General features: G+C 40.1%; 18 protein-coding genes. 3 read left to right on the top strand and 15 right to left on the bottom strand.

The window, feature by feature from the left end; translation table 11 throughout:
* Positions 1–355: 355 nt before the first annotated feature.
* From MKZ14_RS08310 to MKZ14_RS08295, 4 genes are all read right to left on the bottom strand, one after another.
* Positions 356–1,150: a M55 family metallopeptidase gene (locus MKZ14_RS08310; protein WP_333005736.1), complete on the bottom strand. Its 795-nt coding sequence runs from the start codon at positions 1,148–1,150 to the stop codon at positions 356–358.
* Positions 1,147–1,884 (bottom strand): M15 family metallopeptidase, encoded by a 738-nt coding sequence (locus MKZ14_RS08305; RefSeq protein ID WP_333005737.1) that lies wholly within the window; start codon positions 1,882–1,884, stop codon positions 1,147–1,149. Before MKZ14_RS08305 ends, MKZ14_RS08310 begins: the two co-directional genes overlap by 4 nt.
* 282 nt (positions 1,885–2,166) lie before the next feature.
* Positions 2,167–3,225, bottom strand: a complete 1,059-nt coding sequence (locus MKZ14_RS08300) for a P1 family peptidase (protein WP_036081523.1) — start codon at positions 3,223–3,225, stop codon at positions 2,167–2,169.
* Position 3,226: 1 nt separating this feature from the next.
* On the bottom strand, positions 3,227–3,925 hold the full coding sequence (locus MKZ14_RS08295; RefSeq protein WP_333005740.1) for an aspartate/glutamate racemase family protein: 699 nt from the start codon (positions 3,923–3,925) through the stop codon (positions 3,227–3,229).
* A gap of 225 nt (positions 3,926–4,150) precedes the next feature.
* Between MKZ14_RS08295 and MKZ14_RS08290 the strand changes: the two genes are divergently transcribed.
* Positions 4,151–5,548, top strand: coding sequence for an alanine/glycine:cation symporter family protein (locus tag MKZ14_RS08290; RefSeq protein WP_333005741.1), 1,398 nt, complete (start codon positions 4,151–4,153; stop codon positions 5,546–5,548).
* A gap of 41 nt (positions 5,549–5,589) precedes the next feature.
* Here MKZ14_RS08290 and MKZ14_RS08285 read toward each other — a convergent pair whose 3' ends face one another.
* The 3 genes from MKZ14_RS08285 to MKZ14_RS08275 form a co-directional block, all read right to left on the bottom strand.
* Positions 5,590–7,551: a methyl-accepting chemotaxis protein gene (locus MKZ14_RS08285; RefSeq protein ID WP_333005743.1), complete on the bottom strand. Its 1,962-nt coding sequence runs from the start codon at positions 7,549–7,551 to the stop codon at positions 5,590–5,592.
* 166 nt (positions 7,552–7,717) lie between these two features.
* A complete protein-coding gene (locus MKZ14_RS08280; protein WP_333005744.1) occupies positions 7,718–9,397 on the bottom strand; it encodes a methyl-accepting chemotaxis protein in 1,680 nt (559 codons plus the stop codon).
* A 155-nt stretch (positions 9,398–9,552) separates the two neighbouring features.
* Complete coding sequence (locus tag MKZ14_RS08275; protein ID WP_333005746.1) at positions 9,553–10,371, bottom strand: hypothetical protein; 819 nt, start codon at positions 10,369–10,371, stop codon at positions 9,553–9,555.
* A 101-nt stretch (positions 10,372–10,472) separates the two neighbouring features.
* Here MKZ14_RS08275 and MKZ14_RS08270 point away from each other — a divergent pair, with 101 nt between their 5' ends.
* Positions 10,473–11,039 (top strand): hypothetical protein, encoded by a 567-nt coding sequence (locus MKZ14_RS08270; RefSeq protein WP_036081540.1) that lies wholly within the window; start codon positions 10,473–10,475, stop codon positions 11,037–11,039.
* A gap of 29 nt (positions 11,040–11,068) precedes the next feature.
* Here the strand turns inward: MKZ14_RS08270 and MKZ14_RS08265 are convergent, their stop codons facing one another.
* From MKZ14_RS08265 to MKZ14_RS08235, 7 genes are all read right to left on the bottom strand, one after another.
* Positions 11,069–11,605, bottom strand: coding sequence for a DUF1572 family protein (locus MKZ14_RS08265; protein ID WP_036081543.1), 537 nt, complete (start codon positions 11,603–11,605; stop codon positions 11,069–11,071).
* A 63-nt stretch (positions 11,606–11,668) separates the two neighbouring features.
* Positions 11,669–12,550 (bottom strand): hypothetical protein, encoded by an 882-nt coding sequence (locus tag MKZ14_RS08260; protein WP_036081545.1) that lies wholly within the window; start codon positions 12,548–12,550, stop codon positions 11,669–11,671.
* The gene (locus MKZ14_RS08255) at positions 12,543–13,058 is read right to left on the bottom strand and encodes a sigma-70 family RNA polymerase sigma factor (RefSeq protein ID WP_312125959.1); all 516 of its coding nucleotides are present in this window, start codon (positions 13,056–13,058) and stop codon (positions 12,543–12,545) included. The genes MKZ14_RS08260 and MKZ14_RS08255 overlap by 8 nt, the downstream gene beginning before the upstream one ends.
* A 105-nt stretch (positions 13,059–13,163) precedes the next feature.
* Entirely contained in the window at positions 13,164–13,772 is a 609-nt protein-coding gene (locus tag MKZ14_RS08250) for an SCO family protein (protein WP_036081548.1), read from the bottom strand.
* A 104-nt stretch (positions 13,773–13,876) separates the two neighbouring features.
* On the bottom strand, positions 13,877–13,999 hold the full coding sequence (locus tag MKZ14_RS08245) for a YvrJ family protein (protein ID WP_004229459.1): 123 nt from the start codon (positions 13,997–13,999) through the stop codon (positions 13,877–13,879).
* A gap of 65 nt (positions 14,000–14,064) precedes the next feature.
* A complete protein-coding gene (locus MKZ14_RS08240) occupies positions 14,065–14,289 on the bottom strand; it encodes a DUF2922 domain-containing protein (RefSeq protein ID WP_036081551.1) in 225 nt (74 codons plus the stop codon).
* Positions 14,290–14,303: 14 nt separating this feature from the next.
* Positions 14,304–14,519 (bottom strand): DUF1659 domain-containing protein, encoded by a 216-nt coding sequence (locus MKZ14_RS08235; RefSeq protein WP_258860086.1) that lies wholly within the window; start codon positions 14,517–14,519, stop codon positions 14,304–14,306.
* Between the two features lie 121 nt (positions 14,520–14,640).
* On the opposite strand from MKZ14_RS08235, the gene MKZ14_RS08230 reads away from it, so the two are divergent.
* Complete coding sequence (locus MKZ14_RS08230; protein ID WP_004229468.1) at positions 14,641–15,069, top strand: DUF2621 domain-containing protein; 429 nt, start codon at positions 14,641–14,643, stop codon at positions 15,067–15,069.
* Positions 15,070–16,428: 1,359 nt separating this feature from the next.
* Here the strand turns inward: MKZ14_RS08230 and MKZ14_RS08225 are convergent.
* Positions 16,429–16,923 (bottom strand): cytochrome c biogenesis protein CcdC, encoded by a 495-nt coding sequence (locus MKZ14_RS08225; protein WP_016995207.1) that lies wholly within the window; start codon positions 16,921–16,923, stop codon positions 16,429–16,431.
* Between the last annotated feature and the right edge of the window lie 3 nt (positions 16,924–16,926).

Genomic DNA, 16,926 nt, shown 5'->3' with positions numbered 1-16,926 from the left:
ATTGCATCTTCAATAGGATCATTCAAACATAGGCTAGGTCTGTCTAACTCGACCATCTATCGATGAAATAAACAACGGTACATATCCAATGTCACGGTTATGAGATTCAAACCACTCAGACAGCGTGTCCCACCGCTTTTTGAGCGGGTCTATCTATCTTTTGATCACTTCTCATGCCTTTGTGAGCGGGTCTATCTATCTTTTGATCACTTCTCATGCCTTTGTGAGCGGGTCCATCACTTTTTTGATCACTTCTCATGCCTTTGTGAGCGGGTCCATCACTTTTTTGATCACTTCTCACCTTTCATGAAATAGAACCCTCACTTGATGTAAAAGCTCTCACAAAACCTTCCCATCATGTTAAAAATTGAAGGACACGCAGCACCTCATAAAAATCATTGGTCATGAACTCTACAGTATTATGTGGTTTGAATTGGGCATTTGGATAAAATGAATTGCGATAGGCTCGTGTATGGTCACGATAAATTAGCTCCACCCTAAAGTGTTCTGGCAACGTTACCTGTAATGCGGTACGAGGAACCTTCATAGAAGACTCTACCAGTCGCTTGGTTTCCATTATGGTTAGTTGTGGACTAACACTAATCGTCGCATTACCGATGCCTTCCTTAGTAGCAAATGTGACAATGTGTTCGTTTACGATCTGAATCTCTTCTGTCAACCCCACATCCCCACTCACAAAGGACACAGGAACACCGTGTAAGGCTGCTGCATACGTATTGATCAGAAATTCACTCGCATATTCGCCATTGATTTTGACATCCGCATATGTGCAAAGCGTGTGGGCTAGTGGGTTACGCTCGCTGCCACCCTTGCTGTGATAGCCGATAAAAACGGCGCGATCGAAGCTTTCATCAAGACCTGCTACCATACACATCGGATCGTATGTCCAGCCACGGATGACTTTACAATTGATTGGTAAATTAGAAATGTCTAGATTGCGGGCTGAATCATGTGCGTCCTTTAATAAAATTTCGGTTGCGCCTCCCGCTATCGCTCCTTCAATGGCAGCTTCTACTTCACGTGTCATTTGTTTTTGGAAAAACTGATAGTCAGGCGCGTTTAACTCGGTCTCACTCCACGAAGTTGTACCTGTAATCCCTTCAATATCCGCACTAATATAAACTTTCATAGAAATCGAAACTCCTTTACATTGTGATTTTGAATTGTTGCGTGTACTGCTCCATATTGGGCTACCTGTGTTTGAACACGTCTAGCCCATGCCACATTGCCATAATCGTAATGCCACCATTCCTCCCCATAGTTCGTAAATCCAGCAAGTGTTATACAGTTATACAATAAACGTCGGTGCTGACAGGCAAACGGATTTTCTTGCGTATGCTGTTCAAAATAACGGGTCGCTGATTTTTCATTCATTTCATCAAACGCTGTTCCCAGATCGAGGGCTTTACCATGAACATCAGCCAGCGTTACATCGATGGCACCCCCTGTTAAATGCGGGGCTAAATAGGCTACATCTTTACTTGGAAATGCTACATATTTTTTGGTTGCCTGCACAATCTCTTGTGGTGTTGATTGTGGCATCCTTTTTGCTAATTGCTGTGAAAAATGGCTAAACAAATACTGCTGTACTTGAAATGGGCGATAGCCATCATAAAGTAATAAGCAATACTCTTGAGGTAATAATGTTAACGCCTGTTGCAAACGTTCATAGACACCTTCTCTTACATAAATAACTCGTAAACTATCAGGAATCTGTTGCTGATAATAGATTGGCTCCATAAATATCCTAGGATGAGCAGCTGTAAGCTGGATAAGCGGCTCATTGTTTTCACATACAACGGGTGATGGAAAGGTACTTCGATTTAGAGAGGGTGCTATCGGTTGAAAAAGGTTAATAATCAATGACCCCCCTTTTAAATAGTTAGATAATTCAGTTTTTTTAAATTGAATGTTATCACATCTCTCTAGCATTGACTAGATAAAAAAAGAATAATTACAAAATACTGGATATACTCTTATAATGATACATATTCCAGCAATTGACGGGTCGAAAAACCACTTTTATCCTCTAATTAAGGATTTTATTCATCTTATGGCTCGTTCATGCTAAAAAAAAGCAGAATCCTGTTTCAAGGCATAATAAAAGCCATTGAAACCCAAATGTTGTTTCAATAGCTTTTTCTTTTATGCCTGTTGAAAGGAATAAGCTTGCACAGTATGACCATTGCGACCAGTTGTTGTCTGTGCTTGGGATAACGAATTTAGTATCGCTTCCTCTGTCGCTTCAGCAGCGGCTGTAAACAATTGATTCATAATGGGATGATCCTCACGTAGCTGAGTTCTTGTCTCAACAAGCTGATCAGCGGTATGAGGAATACAGTGTGCCGTCGTGAAGCCAATCACAATATCGCCACTACCATGTGAAAAATGACTGCCTGTCCGTCCTAAACCGATTCCACAACGTTTAATGACACGTGTTAATTGTCGACTACTCAGTGGGGCATCTGTCGCAAGGACAATAATAATGGAGCCATCTGTTGGTGATAGGGTAGATTGGTTTTGCGTAGTGGAGACTTTGTAATGCTCGGCTAAAAACTCCCTACCTTGTCCAAAATTACTAAGAACTAGGCAGCCTACTGTATAGTTCACTTCATTTGATTCTACCTTGACGATGCGAGAGGAAGAACCAATTCCTCCTTTATAGCCGAAACACATCATCCCCTTCCCTGCACCAACAGCGCCTTCCTGTGCCGTCTGTGCAGAGGCTTGACGAATGGCTTCTATGGCATGCGCAGGTGTTACTGGGCAAGCTCGAATCGAATTAAGATAGCTATCATTACATTCGCCCACAACGAGATTAATGGTTCCTGTTGTCAGTCCAATGTCTTCATTCCTATCAAGCATATAGCTTAATGTACCCTGTGTAACAGCTGGTACGCCAAAAGTATTAGTTAACATAATGGGCGATTCCAGTACACCTAGTTCATTCACTTGCACAAGTCCCGTTGTTTTCCCAAAGCCATTTAGTACATAGCTTGCCGCTGTTACCTTGTGCTGAAATACATTGCCTCCATGCGGTAAAATGGCTGTAACGCCTGTACACGCATAGGCCCCATTCTGATCTAATGGCTCATCCAATGTAACATGTCCCACTTGGACTCCTTCTACATCGGTGATGCAGTTTTTCTGACCAACTGGTAACACGCCAATTTCAATGCCCAATTGTCTTACCTTTCCCTGCATACTATGCATCCTCCTGAATCGCCATTAACACAGCAGCCTGTGCATGGATAGCCGTTGTATCAAACACAGGAATGCTGACATCCTCCTGCTGAATCAGTAAGCCGATTTCCGTGCAGCCCAAAATTACCCCTTGTGCGCCCGCTTGCACAAGCTCCTCGATCACTTGGCTATAGTACGTTTTAGATGCTGGTACAATGGTGCCAAGACACAATTCATCGTAAATAATTCGGTTTACTTCCATTCTTTCGTTGCTATCAGGTACGATCACCTCTATGCCAAAGCCTTCTACTCTTGCTTTATAAAACGCTTGCTCCATTGTGTACTTTGTGCCAAGCAGTGCAATTTTCTGTAATCCCGCTTCTTTGATTTGCTTAGCTGTGGCATCCGCAATATGTAAAATAGGGATGGTAATAGCAGGCTCGATAACATCAATGACCTTATGCATGGTATTGGTACAAATGATGACTAGATCTGCACCTACCCGCTCAAGTGCTTGTGCAGCTTGAGCTAGAACCTCACCTGCTTTATTCCACTCCCCGTTAGCTTGAAAATGCTCAATTTGCTGGAAATCAACACTAAACAAAATACATTTCGCAGAGTGTAAGCCCCCTAGCCTCTGTTTAACCTGTTCATTGATAAGTCTGTAATATTCAGCAGATGACTCCCAGCTCATCCCACCAATTAAGCCAATTGTTTTCATGTCTACATCACTCCTTTTTCTATTATTATACGCCTCCCTCTCACAAAAATAAGAGAATTTTCCAAAAGCAATATACAAGGTTTGGAAAATAGTATATAAAGTGAATTTTCTCAATTAGCAAATTATAAAATATCAAAATTTTAGCATAATTTATTATTTTAGAAAAGTTAATTTTTAATAAAAAAACAGTGTAGACTAGAGCGTATTGTGAAAGGAGGACAACTTATGGAATGGATTTCAACAATAGTTGATAGCGGAAATAATATGTTATGGACATATATCCTCATTATCTTACTTTTAGCAGCAGGACTATATTTTTCATTCGGTACGAAGTTTGTACAAATTCGTCTTTTTCCTGAAATGTTTCGTTTAATTGTAGAAAAAAGAGAGGGCGATTCGGGGGTTTCTCCGTTCCAAGCCTTTACCATTAGCGCTGCTTCACGTGTCGGTACAGGGAATATTACAGGGGTAGCCTTAGCCATTGGTGTAGGTGGACCTGGTGCAGTATTTTGGATGTGGATAATCGCGATTTTAGGGATGGCCACTGCCTTCATTGAAAGTACCTTAGCACAGGTGTATAAAGTAAAGGATGGCGATACATTCCGTGGTGGTCCCGCCTACTATATGGAGAAAGCGTTAGGTCAACGAAAGCTTGGCATTATTTTTAGTATTTTATTAACATTAAGCTTTGGCTTTATTTTTAATGCTGTGCAATCTAACACAATTGCCACTTCAGTCGGCGAAGCCTTCGATGTAAGTCCTAAGATTATTGGGGCTATACTTGTCGTTTTAACTGCCTTAATTATTTTTGGTGGTGTCCATCGAATTGTAAAGGTGACACAAGTTCTTGTCCCTGTTATGGCCATCTTTTATTTGCTTGTTGCTCTTTTTGTCGTGGTGACCAATTTATCGGAAATCCCCCATGTTTTTTCATTAATTTTCACTCATGCATTTGGCCTACAGGAAGCTGCTGGTGGTGCAATTGGGGCTGCAATCATGCAGGGTGTACGTCGCGGTTTATTTTCCAATGAAGCAGGGATGGGGAGTGTGCCGAATGCTGCGGCAACTGCCAATACTTCACATCCTGCTAAGCAAGGACTTGTACAAAGCTTAGGTGTCTTTTTTGATACGATTATGATTTGTACAGCGACTGCCTTTATCATTATTTTAGCGGGCTTATATGATAAAGGTGAGAGTGATGGTATTATTTTGACGCAAAATTCTTTAGCTGTTCATGTTGGTGATTGGGCTCCTTATTTTATTGCCATCTCCATCATTTTCTTTGCATTTAGTTCGATTATTGGTAATTATTATTATGGTGAATCCAATATTGAGTTTATGGATGCTCATAAAGCTTGGATGTTTTGCTATCGAATTTTAGTGTTAGGTATGGTTATGTTCGGCTCCATTGCACAGGTACAGCTTGTATGGAATCTCGCTGACCTCTTTATGGGGCTGATGGCGCTCATCAATATTGCCATCATTATGATGCTCGGTAAAATTGCCTTCCTTGTGCTAGACGACTTTACTGAGCAACGTAGAGCAGGCAAAAATCCTGTCTTCTACGCAAAATCAATTCCAACCTTAAAAAACACAGACTGTTGGGAAGAAGAAGATCGATAAAATACTTAACGCCACCCCAAAATTTGGGGTGGCGTTGGGCTTTAATATTTAAACTGACTAATCAGTAGCTTTAATTCATCCGCCATATGTGCGAGTGCTTGCGCAGAGGCATTGATTTCCTCCATCGAGGCTAATTGCTCCTCTGTTGATGCTGCTACATCCTCAGACGCCGCTGCATTGCCTTTCGCGGAGAATGCCAAATCTTCGGTTACTGCCGCTACCTCTTGAACACCTGCAGACATTTGCTCAGAGGCTGAAGAGACCTCCTCCATTTTAGGGGTAATTTCATTCATACTTGTCATTATGACTTGGAATTTTGCAATGGCTTCATCGGAAATATGCAATCCATTTTGCACATCCTCTGTAACCTTCGCCATAATGCTGACAGATTGCTCCGTTTCTTGCTGAATGCCTCGGATAAGCTCAAATATTTGTTTAGCTGATTCTTGAGATTGCTCTGCAAGCTTACGCACTTCGTCTGCCACGACTGCAAAGCCTTTCCCATGCTCTCCTGCTCTTGCTGCTTCGATAGCTGCATTTAAAGCCAGTAAATTTGTTTGATCTGCAATGCTTGTAATTACATCTAAAATGGATGTAATTTGCTGAGAGCGTTCATGCAATGTCTGGATTTTCGCATTGGAGTCTGCTACGGATAAATGAATGGATTGCATTTGATCCTTTGTATTTTGGACAGCTTGTCCGCCTTCATCCGCCTGTAATGTCGCATGCTGTGAAAGGTCCGTCACTGCCGAAGAGATTTCTGCAATATGCAGAATGGCAGTAGAAAGCTCATGTAAAGAAGCTGCATTTTTAGTGGCACTCATCGTTTGAGAATCAGCGCTTGTTGCAACATCCTGAATGGAAATCGCCACTTTTTCTGTTGCAATGCTTGTCTGATTGGCATTGGCGGTTAGCTCTTCTGCTGAAGAAGCAACCTCCTCTGCATTTTGTTCAATTTTTTGAATAAGTGTCCGTAAGCTTTCCTGCATATCATTAAAGGCTTGTCCTAATTGGCCAATCTCATCTTTTGACGTAATCGTTACCACTTCCGTAAGATCGCCTTTGCTGATCGTAACCGCACTATCCTTTAAGGCTTTAATCGGTTTAATGACAGCCTTCATTACAAAATAAAAAATAATGGAACTGATGATAATTGCTGCGATGAGGACTAGAATCGTATGGTATAAAATCGAGGAAGCAGACTCATCAATTTCTTTAGCAAAAATCGTTCCTGTTATTTTCCAATTTGTCAGTTCATTTGTCGTATAGAATAATAAACGATCATCACCATTAAAGACATATTCATACGTACCTGATGGACTTTCGTACATTTTATCAAGGAAGCTTTCTTTCAGCTCCCCTCCCGCTTCAAGTGTAGGATGTGAAATGACCATCTTGTCTTCTCCAAAAATAGAAGGATACCCATTTTTTCCGATTCGAATTGAATCAGCAATTTTTTGAAGATCGGTTAATTTAATATCAATTGCCACAACTCCAGCATGATCCTTCGTCTGCTTAGCAACTGTTACCACCATATCACCCGTCCCCGCATCCTTGTAAGGGTTGGTGATTAAGGTTTCTCCTTTTAAAGCTGTCGCCTCTTTATACCAATCTCGATCTAATGGATTATAATCTGCACTATTCAATTTTGGCTCCTGTGTAAATCGACCGTCATTCATGCCAATATAAACACTTAATACATCTGCATTAAGCTTTGTATATTGCTGAAATTTAGCCACAATAGAAGCTTGTGCTTCTTCATATTGGCGCGCATCTATTTCACTACTAAACACATTGATGTCACTCATTTTCTCACTAATCGTTTTGTCAATGAGTTTATTTAAAATGCCTACACTTTCATTGGCACTAAATAAGATTTCTTCTTCAATCGAGTCTTTTGCAGATAAATAAGACAAACTCCCAACAGATATGACAGGGATAAGTAATACTAGCGCGAATAGCGTATAAAGCTTGCCCTTAAAACTGCTAAATAGTTTCTTCATATATCAATCTCCTTTTGATTCCTCTCCCTCTCTTTATCTGCTTAACATTTCTCCCAAAGCTTTTATCGGACGAAAAAAATTTTTTCTAACATTTTTACGATTTTCATATTATTCAGGCTTTACCGACAAATAAAAACCCCTGTAACTAGACAGGGGTAAATTGGATTTAGTATTTAAACGACTGAATGGATTCTTGCAGGTCTATCGCCATCTTTGCTAGATGGGTAGAGGCTGCTGCTACCTCCTCCATCGCTGCATTTTGTTCCTCTGAAGAGGCTGCAACACTTTGCACATGATGGCTTGATTTCATCGACACTTCACTAATATAGTCGATTTCTTGCACTAACTTTTCAATATCTTGCTGGATTGTTCGAATGGCTGCGGTAACTAGCTCGGTCTGTGCTTGTACATCATTAATGGCATCATCAATTTGTATAAAATTATCCCTTGCCACATTGACCTTTTCACGACCTACATGAACAGAATCATTACTATTGACCATATCTTCCTCGATAATCCTCGTGCTATCTGTAATTTGGACCACTACTTTTTCAATATCGACTGCAGCAAGATTTGACTCATCTGCTAGCTTGCGGACTTCCTCTGCCACAACAGCAAAGCCTTTTCCATGCTCCCCGCTCCTTGCCGCTTCAATGGAAGCATTGATCGCTAGTAAATTGGTCTGTGTCGCTATACTCTTAATGACATTTACTGCTGATACAATTGCTGCTGTATTGTCATCTAAATCTTGCACCCGTGTATTCAGCTCACTTGTGTTGGCAGAGATTTCATTCATTTGCGCTGTAACATCATGCACAGAAGTACGACCTGTATGTGCCATATTTTTCGTGTCGACTGTTGCCTGATTCACGCTTTGTATGCTTGCAGAAATATCATTCATTTTCTTCAAAATATGAGCAGATAAATTTCGTACATCACCAGTTAAAATATCCTGCTGATCAATACCTTGTGCAATATCATGAATAGATTCTGTTACCACCTCTGTCGCCTGTGTAACCTCCATGCTACTTGCTGTTAGCTGTTCGGATGTTGCGGCAACTTGCTCAGAGGAGTTTCCGACTTGTTTCATCATCAGTCGAAGCTTTTCTGACATACTATTGAAGGAATCGGCTAAGTGCGCAAACTCATCCTTGGTTTTAAATTGTAAATGCGTTTGCAAATTCCCTTCCGAAAACTTATCCATTTCAACCACGGTTTGTTGAATATTTTTTGCGATCCGTCTACCGAATAGTGTCGCAATGATAATGCTTATAAGTAGAGAAATAGCCACTAGAATCATAATTTCGAGGCCACTTCTCTCTCCTTTTTGCTTGGTAGCCTCAATATGAGCCTGCATATCTTCTTGCTGAGCTGTAGCCATCGTTTTTCCAAAGACAACCAATTTCTGAGAGCCCTCACCTAAAATTGGTAAAGCCATTTGTTGTGCTTGCTGGTGATCCCCTCGTTGATAAAGAGGCACAATCTGCCCATCTATAGCCTTTTCCCAGTCGTCAAGCTGCGCTAAAAATTGGTCAAAATCTTGATTGCGATCGCCTATTTCTTGAAGTCGATTAATCGACGTATGTAAGGTATTTCGGATTTCATGATGATTGTTGAGCATTTCTTCCTTGCCATATAACATATACCCACGAATAGCCGCATTCGCTCGTACGGTTTGGAACGAGATATCTTGATATAAATGGATTAATTCCGTATTGTCTTCGATTTCTGCTAATGTCTGATTATTATTATTCAAGTAGTACATAGCAATCCCTGAAATAAGCAGTAAAAAGATGAGGACAATACCAAAAGCAAATTGCAATTTCCGTTCCACAGTTAGTCTCATATGATTCCCTCTATTCTTCTATAATCCACTTGAGTATAGCCTACCTAAACCTATTAGCCTATAAAATCTATGCTTCTCCTCCTAAACTATCGCTAAAATTTAACAATAATGAGAATTTCGCATCTAATCTATTGACAATAATATCCACTATTTTACTAGTTGAAATAGGAAGTAATCATTTGGAAACCATAGAGATAACACCAAAAGAGCGGGAGAAGCAGAAGCATTTTCAGAAAATGACCTCTTTTTTCTAAAAACTCTCGAATGCCTGAAGTCAGCATCATCGCACTCAGTAATAGTAAGCTATGTTGAGCCCCATAAATCTGCATAGAGAATGTGATGACCAAGGGCAGGATGGCTGGATAAATAGAATCTGCTAGTGATCTTTTTTCCCTCGTATTGGAGGGAATGCTTTCTTTCTCTGTGGATTTAGCGGCTGTTAGTATCTTTGCAAGCATATAGACAAGACCAAAAAATAAAATTGTATAAACAATAAATAATAGCCACGACATTTTGCTTTTCTCATTTAACAAATGAAAATAATCCTCAGCTTCTTGTGCTTGCAGTACATAATACAATCCTGTTTTTTGATCCATTAGGAAGAATCGTTCATCCTCGACTATTACTTTCAAGGCTGTTTCCTTGCCATTATGGAACCGTATGTATAAATCACTTACTGCTTCATGGTCAACTGGTCGACTGCTAAAATTCTTTTTAGTTTGTAAAATTTGCTGAAGGCGATCTGTATCTTTCACCTCATAGCGGTCGACGTAGAATACTTGCTTTAATGGATATAAATATTGCTCTTTGCCATTACTTCCAGACAAATACCAAGCCTCTTTAATCGATTGAATGGGGGTATGCAGCGGCACTAGCTCCTCCCGCTGCCTTTCATTGTAAAGGAAGAGTAGTAGTGTGCTTATACTCAAAACAATGCCCAGAATAAGTGTATAAATATAACCACCCTTGTGCACTTTATCACCTCCTTTACCACTTTACATTTATAGTAATTATTGTCATATACGATTTACTACTCTAATAAGTTTCAGCTATACTTAAATAGAGGTGATGATATATGAGTAGACCAGAATTATACGTACATTTAGTAGTCGGTCCTGATTGTGATTTTGAATCCATGGCCATTCGAGCGGCACTGGAATCCTTTGGTGCAAGCGTGACACTTGATTTAATTGGCAGACCAAATGATTTAATTGATATTTTATCTGGAAATGATCTTCCTCACAAAATGGATTATTTGCTATTGAACTTTCACGGCGATGAGGGGCGCTTTTGTCTGCCTGAGCTAGGAGAAGAGGTATATGAAGAAAATGAACCAAGGAGTATCTATTTTGAACCGCAGGATGTCTTAACCTATTGTCAGCTACAGGGTGTCAAGGTCATTGCAGCAGGCTGTACATTAGGCTGGCAGCAGCTAGCGACAGCCTTTTTAGAGAGTGGCTGTCATTCCTACCTAGCACCTGATGATTATATTGAGGGTAATGCTAATCTCATGTTTCTAATTCACTTTTTCTATGAGATAATCACAAATCATAGAAGTCAGCAGGAGGCCTTTGAACTGGCTCAAGCGACCGATCTAGAAACAGCCCTATACAAGCTTTATTTAGCAGAAAAAAGATCGTAGCACCTACTACTGGCTACGATCTTTTTTCGTTAGCGTTGATGTATGTCTAGCATGGCTTCTGTAAAGGCTTGTGACTGTCCTTTAGGAATACTGAGTGTTTGCCAATCAGAGCCCTTTACCTGTTTGGCTATATAAATGATTTGACCGACGTGCTGTGCATAGTGCGCCATTTGTCTTTCAATGGCATCAATGACCCCTAGCTGCTCCCCTCTAATCGTAACATGCCCCTGTAAATCGGATTCTGTTAAACTCGCCAAGGTTTCTAAAAACACTTGCCAACCCTTGTCCCAAGCTGAGATGATTGCTTCTTTGGTGTGAAGACTATCCTCAAACTCATCATCCCGATTTCTCGTAGGCTTTTCTCCATCTGTCGTTAAAAAATCTGTCCAGCGAGAAATCATATTACCACTTACATGCTTTACAATCACTGCAATACTATTGGATTCTTCATTGTATGCCCAGTGTAATTGTGCCTCTTCCATTTGGGCAAGCGTTTTATCCCCTAGCTCTTTCACACTTTGAAATCTTTTCTGAACAACTTGTAAATAGGTTTGTGCAATTGTCATAGTCGAACCTCCATCCCCTCTTTTCTATCATTCTATTATAGCTCAAGTGAAATGTCTCATGACTTATTCGCCAAGAATAAAATCTCTTGCAAGGATCGCCATTTTTTCTTGAACCTCCTGTGGGTCTCCATCAAGTTGATACCCGATATGATAGACATAGCCGTTATAGTAAGAATAAAACTCATTGGCTCTAGTAGCCATCTGATAGATTCGCTTATCCGCTTCATCGTAATTATAGTAAATATACAAATAACCTCTCTCTGGTAACATCTCCCGATAATACAGAGGATTCATAAAGTTTAAGCCTATATTTGAAACGTTCATCCCTAAAGTTTCTTCCATATTTTTCGACTTCACATAGCTCGCCAAGGGATTATACTTTACATTTGTCACGGTAAAATTAATAAATTGTAAATCCACCCCAGTGGAGGATTTTTCTTTAAAGCTAAATTGAAATTGCGTTTGTTTGCTACCATCCTCCATTTGTGCTGAAACTGCATAGACCTCCTGTATATTTGGTTGAAATGGTAAATTTTCAGGATCCGTGAGATGAACGACATCCTCCAGTGATGTTGCTACTGATTGCATAGCCTCTAAACCTTGAAGTGGTGCATAATATTGGATATGCTTTGCCTGACTTAAATAATTAGCAAGCGGAAGAAAATTACTGTATGCTGTGTCTTTTCCCTCCACTTCTGTTTGAAAAAACTTCGTGAATGTAGGTGGTTCCCCTTCATCCTGTGTCACCAGCTCATCCATCGGTTTTGCAGCTTGCCAGGCAATGAATAATAAAATGGAGCAGGTAATCATCATCGTCACGACACGATATATCCACTTTGACTTGGCCATAACAGGCTCATGCTGAATTTGTTGTCGAACCTTATGAATAATGGCTTCCTTATGTGCTGAAACATCTTGTAGTACCTGCATTGTATGCTTATCCATGGAAAAGTACCTCCCACTCAATATGTTGTAACTCTACTTTTAATAGCTCCTTTCCTTTCTTTAAACGAGATTTCACAGTACCTTCAGGAATCGCAAGTAGTTCCGCAATCTCCTTAATCGTCATCTCCTCCAAGTAAAAATAGACAATCGCTTCTCGTGGCTTGAGAGGTAAGCGTAAAATAGCATCATCTAACAGTGCTTGTTCATCTTGACGAATCAGTGTGTCCTGCAATATTAATTTTTGTTTGGTAAAAAATTTATGCTGAAATGTTATTTTTCTGTATGCCCAGCTTTTTAAATAATCCTTGCATTTATTGATTGTCATGCGAGCAAGGTATGCCTTCATCTCTCCTCGTTCCTCATAGTGTTTTTGATGATAGAACTTAATAAAAACATCCTGTACAATATCCTCAGCTATTTGTAAATCCTTTGTATAGTAATATGCAATTCGAAACAATTGCTCCGTATGTATAGCCATTAGCTGCTCGAATTTTTCATGATCAGCCACGCCATCACCCTCCTTCTACACTATAAACGACTCCCAACCAGAAAAAGATTATTTTCCCACCATAAAAAAAACCGCCTCAACCCTTTGAGACGGTTTACTGTTACTTTATAAATTTTCATCAATATATGTTTCGATATCAGAAGCTATCGTATCAATCGGTACATCTTCTATGTTTTCAGCATAGCCATTATACATTTTGACGAGGACACCATCTTTATCGACTAAGAAAAATTGATTACCATGAATGACTTGGTCACTGTTAGGGTGGTTTTTCACTAAAATCTTTGTATTTTTCACCGCAAATTGTTCGATATATTTCTGTGAATACCCTGTAAGAAGGTTCCATTTAGATTCATCTGGAACATTGTATTTACTAAGATAATTCGCTAGCACATCTGGCTGATCTACATCTGGGTCAACTGAAAAGGCAACGATGTTATAGTCCTCTACTCCTTTTTTCTGGAGCTTTTCTTGGACTTGTGCCATGTTTAATGACATGGGCGGACAGATCGACACACAGTTTGTGAAAATATACATGCCAATCCAAGGCTTACCTTTTAAGCTTTCAAGCGAAACCGTTTCACCACGTTGATTAACATGTTCAAAATCGGGTATTTCTAGACTATAATCTGCTTTAAATTTTGAATTTCCACATGCGCCTAGCACAGATGCACAGGCTAACAGCAGCACTAGCCCTATTAACTTATGTTTCATGTCAACACTCTCCCTAACCTACACTCTCCCCATCCTAACGTAGGTTGTAAGCGTTGACAAGAACTTCTAAGTGACAGCTTTCGTACATCTTTGTGAAATCCATTTCATTTTAATGAAACAAGCGCAGCATGAATCGCATCAAGCTTTACTTCGACGCGGTGCAATAAATAAAATGACACTAAAATCGGAAAACCGATATCGGATATCATGTTCAACCACTGTTCCATTTGCCTCCTCCTCTCTCACGTTAAAAATGGTCTTTGCACTTCTCGTAGCAAAGACCATTACTGAGTTATTCTGTTGCTACTTCAAATTCCGTTACTTGACGATCTACAATACGAGCTCCCTTGATGGCTGACAGAGCACCACCTTGCCCAGTAAAAACATTTTTAGCCATAATCGTTGCCATTGCCTGCTGAATTTCAGTCACTGTAATATTCGGCTTGGGTGCATCAATCGAAAGGGTTGTCGTTTTTCCATCAGTTGTTGCAAATTGCAATTCTAGAACTTGTGTCATTCTGTGATCCCTCCTTAAGATAAATCGTGTGTTTCCTGTTTCGCAATGCCAGCCAGTGACTGTGATGAAAGACTAGCAATGGCATGAGCAACAGCTAACAAATCGTCCGCGCTATGGGTGTTGTTAATATTTCGATACGATTTCGTTGTGAACGTAGGCTCATTGTTCTCATCATAGCCATCCACATACTTGAGACGAAGTGTAGCATTTACAAAGTTAACATTAGCCATATAGCATCACCTCCCTTCTGCACACTATATAAAGGCGAATTGCTAAAAAAGGGACATTAAGGATGAATTTTTTTTCGGAAGCTTTTATAATAGAGTGAGAGAAGGCAAAGAGGTGAACGATTTGTTACAAGGTTGGTTTTTATGGTTTATTTTATTTTGGGTTGTCGTCCTCATTTCATTGATGGCTATTGGCGGATTCTTCATGTTCCGCAAATTTTTAAAAGCACTCCCAAAGCAGGATGGAAAATCAGATTTAGATTGGCAAGAATATTATTTAGATAAAACCGTTCACTTGTGGGGACAAGCTGAAAAAGAATTACTCTATGAACTCGTAAGCCCTGTCCCTGAGCTTTTTAGACAAGTGGCGAAGGAAAAGATTGCAGGAAAAATTGGCGAGCTCGCATTAGAAGAAAAAGCAGCTGCCATTAACAATGACCTCATTATTCGCGGCTATATCCAAGCAACACCAAAACGCGATCACAAATTTTTACGCAAAAAATTAGAGCAAATGCAAATTGACATCTCCCCCTATGAACATCTATTCGAATAAGTAAACGCTGCACAAAGATTTGTGCAGCGTTTTTACTTAGCTATAGGGATATTATCCTAACCTGTGTTTTTATGAGGCTTTCCTGCACTTGGCTAGTTTTATCCTCTTCATTTGGACTCCTATCCATGCTTTGCTGTTCTATCCGCTACTTTTGAGGTTGTATCCGTCACTTTTTAGATGCTATCCTGCACTTTTCTAATTTTATCCTCTTCATTTGGACTCCTATCCACGCTTTGCTGCTTTATCCGCTACTTTTGAATTTTTATCCGCTACTTTTTAGATGCTATCCTGCTCTTTGGCTACTTTTTAGATGCTATCCTGCTCTTTGCTAATTTTATCCTCTACATTTGGACTCCTATCCGCGCTTTACTGCTCTATCCGCTACTTTTGAGGTTCTATCCGTCACTTTTTAGATGCTATCCTGCTCTTTGCTAATTTTATCCCCTACATTTGGACTCCTATCCGCGCTTTGCTGCTCTATCCTCTACTTATGAAATTTTATCCGCTACTTTTAAGCTGCTATCCTGCTCTTTGCTAGCTTTATCCTCTTCATTTGGACTTCTATCCACGCTTTGCTGTTCTATCCGCTACTTTTGAGGTTTTATCCGCTACTTTTTAGATGCTATCCTATACTTGGCTAGCTTTATCCTCTTCATTTGGACTCCTATCCACGCTTTGCTGTTCTATCCGCTACTTTTGAGGTTTTATCCGTCACTTTTTAGATGCTATCCTGCACTTTGCTAATTTTATCCTCTTCATTTGGACTCCTATCCACGCTTTGCTGTTCTATCCGCTACTCTTGAGGTTCTATCCGTCACTTTTAAGATGCTTTCCTGCTCTTTGCTAGCTTTATCCTCTTCATTTGGACTCCTATCCGCGCTTTGCTGTTTTATCCGCTACTTTTAAGCTGCTATCCTGCTCTTTGCTAGCTTTATCCTCTTCATTTGGACTCCTATCCACGCTTTGCTGCTTTATCCGCTACTTTTAAGCTGCTATCCTGCTCTTTGCTAGCTTTATCCTCTACATTTGGACTCCTATCCGCGCTTTGCTGCTCTATCCGCTACTTTTGAGGTTCTATCCGTCACTTTGCTATCCTATACTTGGCTAGCTTTATCCTCTACATTTGGACTCCTATCCATGCTTTGCTGTTTTATCCGCTACTTTTAAGATGCTATCCTGCTCTTTGCTACTTTATCCCCTACATTTGGACTCCTATCCACACTTTGCTGTTCTATCCGCTACTTTTGAGGCTTTATCCGTCACTTTTTAGATGCTATCCTGCTCTTTGCTAGTTCTATCCTCTACATTTGGACTCCTATCCGCGCTTACAAGCATAAAAAAACTACACTAGCTTCAGCACTAGTGTAGTTTTGGAATTGTTTTTTTGACGCGTTTAAACTGGATGAGCATTGCGATACGCCAGGGTACTAACATGGCAAAGGCTAAAATCCAGAACATACCTGCTAATTCACCGACATCGATGGAGCTACTTAAAATCATTTTCGCCACCACTCGGAATATTAACAATCCGATTAATATAAAAACAAATGCTTTTGAACGCTTTAAATAAATATCTCGACCTTTTACTTCAAATTTAGAAGTAGCAATTAATATTGTCGAGAACACCATTCCTACCGCTGCCGCCTCTAAGATTTGCATCGGTGGTACACGGAATTGCTCGAATAAAAACATCAATGCACCTGAGGACATCGCTATTGGTGGAATAATAATTTTCTTCTCATTTGTCGGCATTTTGGAAGCTCTCATTCGTATGACCATCACAAAGCTTCCCATAAGAATGGCCATAATGGTCGACCCTATAACATAATAGTGAGAAGGGATACTGCTTAACATAAA

The organism is Lysinibacillus sp. FSL P2-0066 (assembly GCF_037969495.1).
Lineage (GTDB): Bacteria > Bacillota > Bacilli > Bacillales_A > Planococcaceae > Lysinibacillus > Lysinibacillus boronitolerans.
The sequence above is the reverse complement of the archived record's forward strand: the minus strand, read 5'-3'. Positions and strand labels throughout refer to the sequence as shown.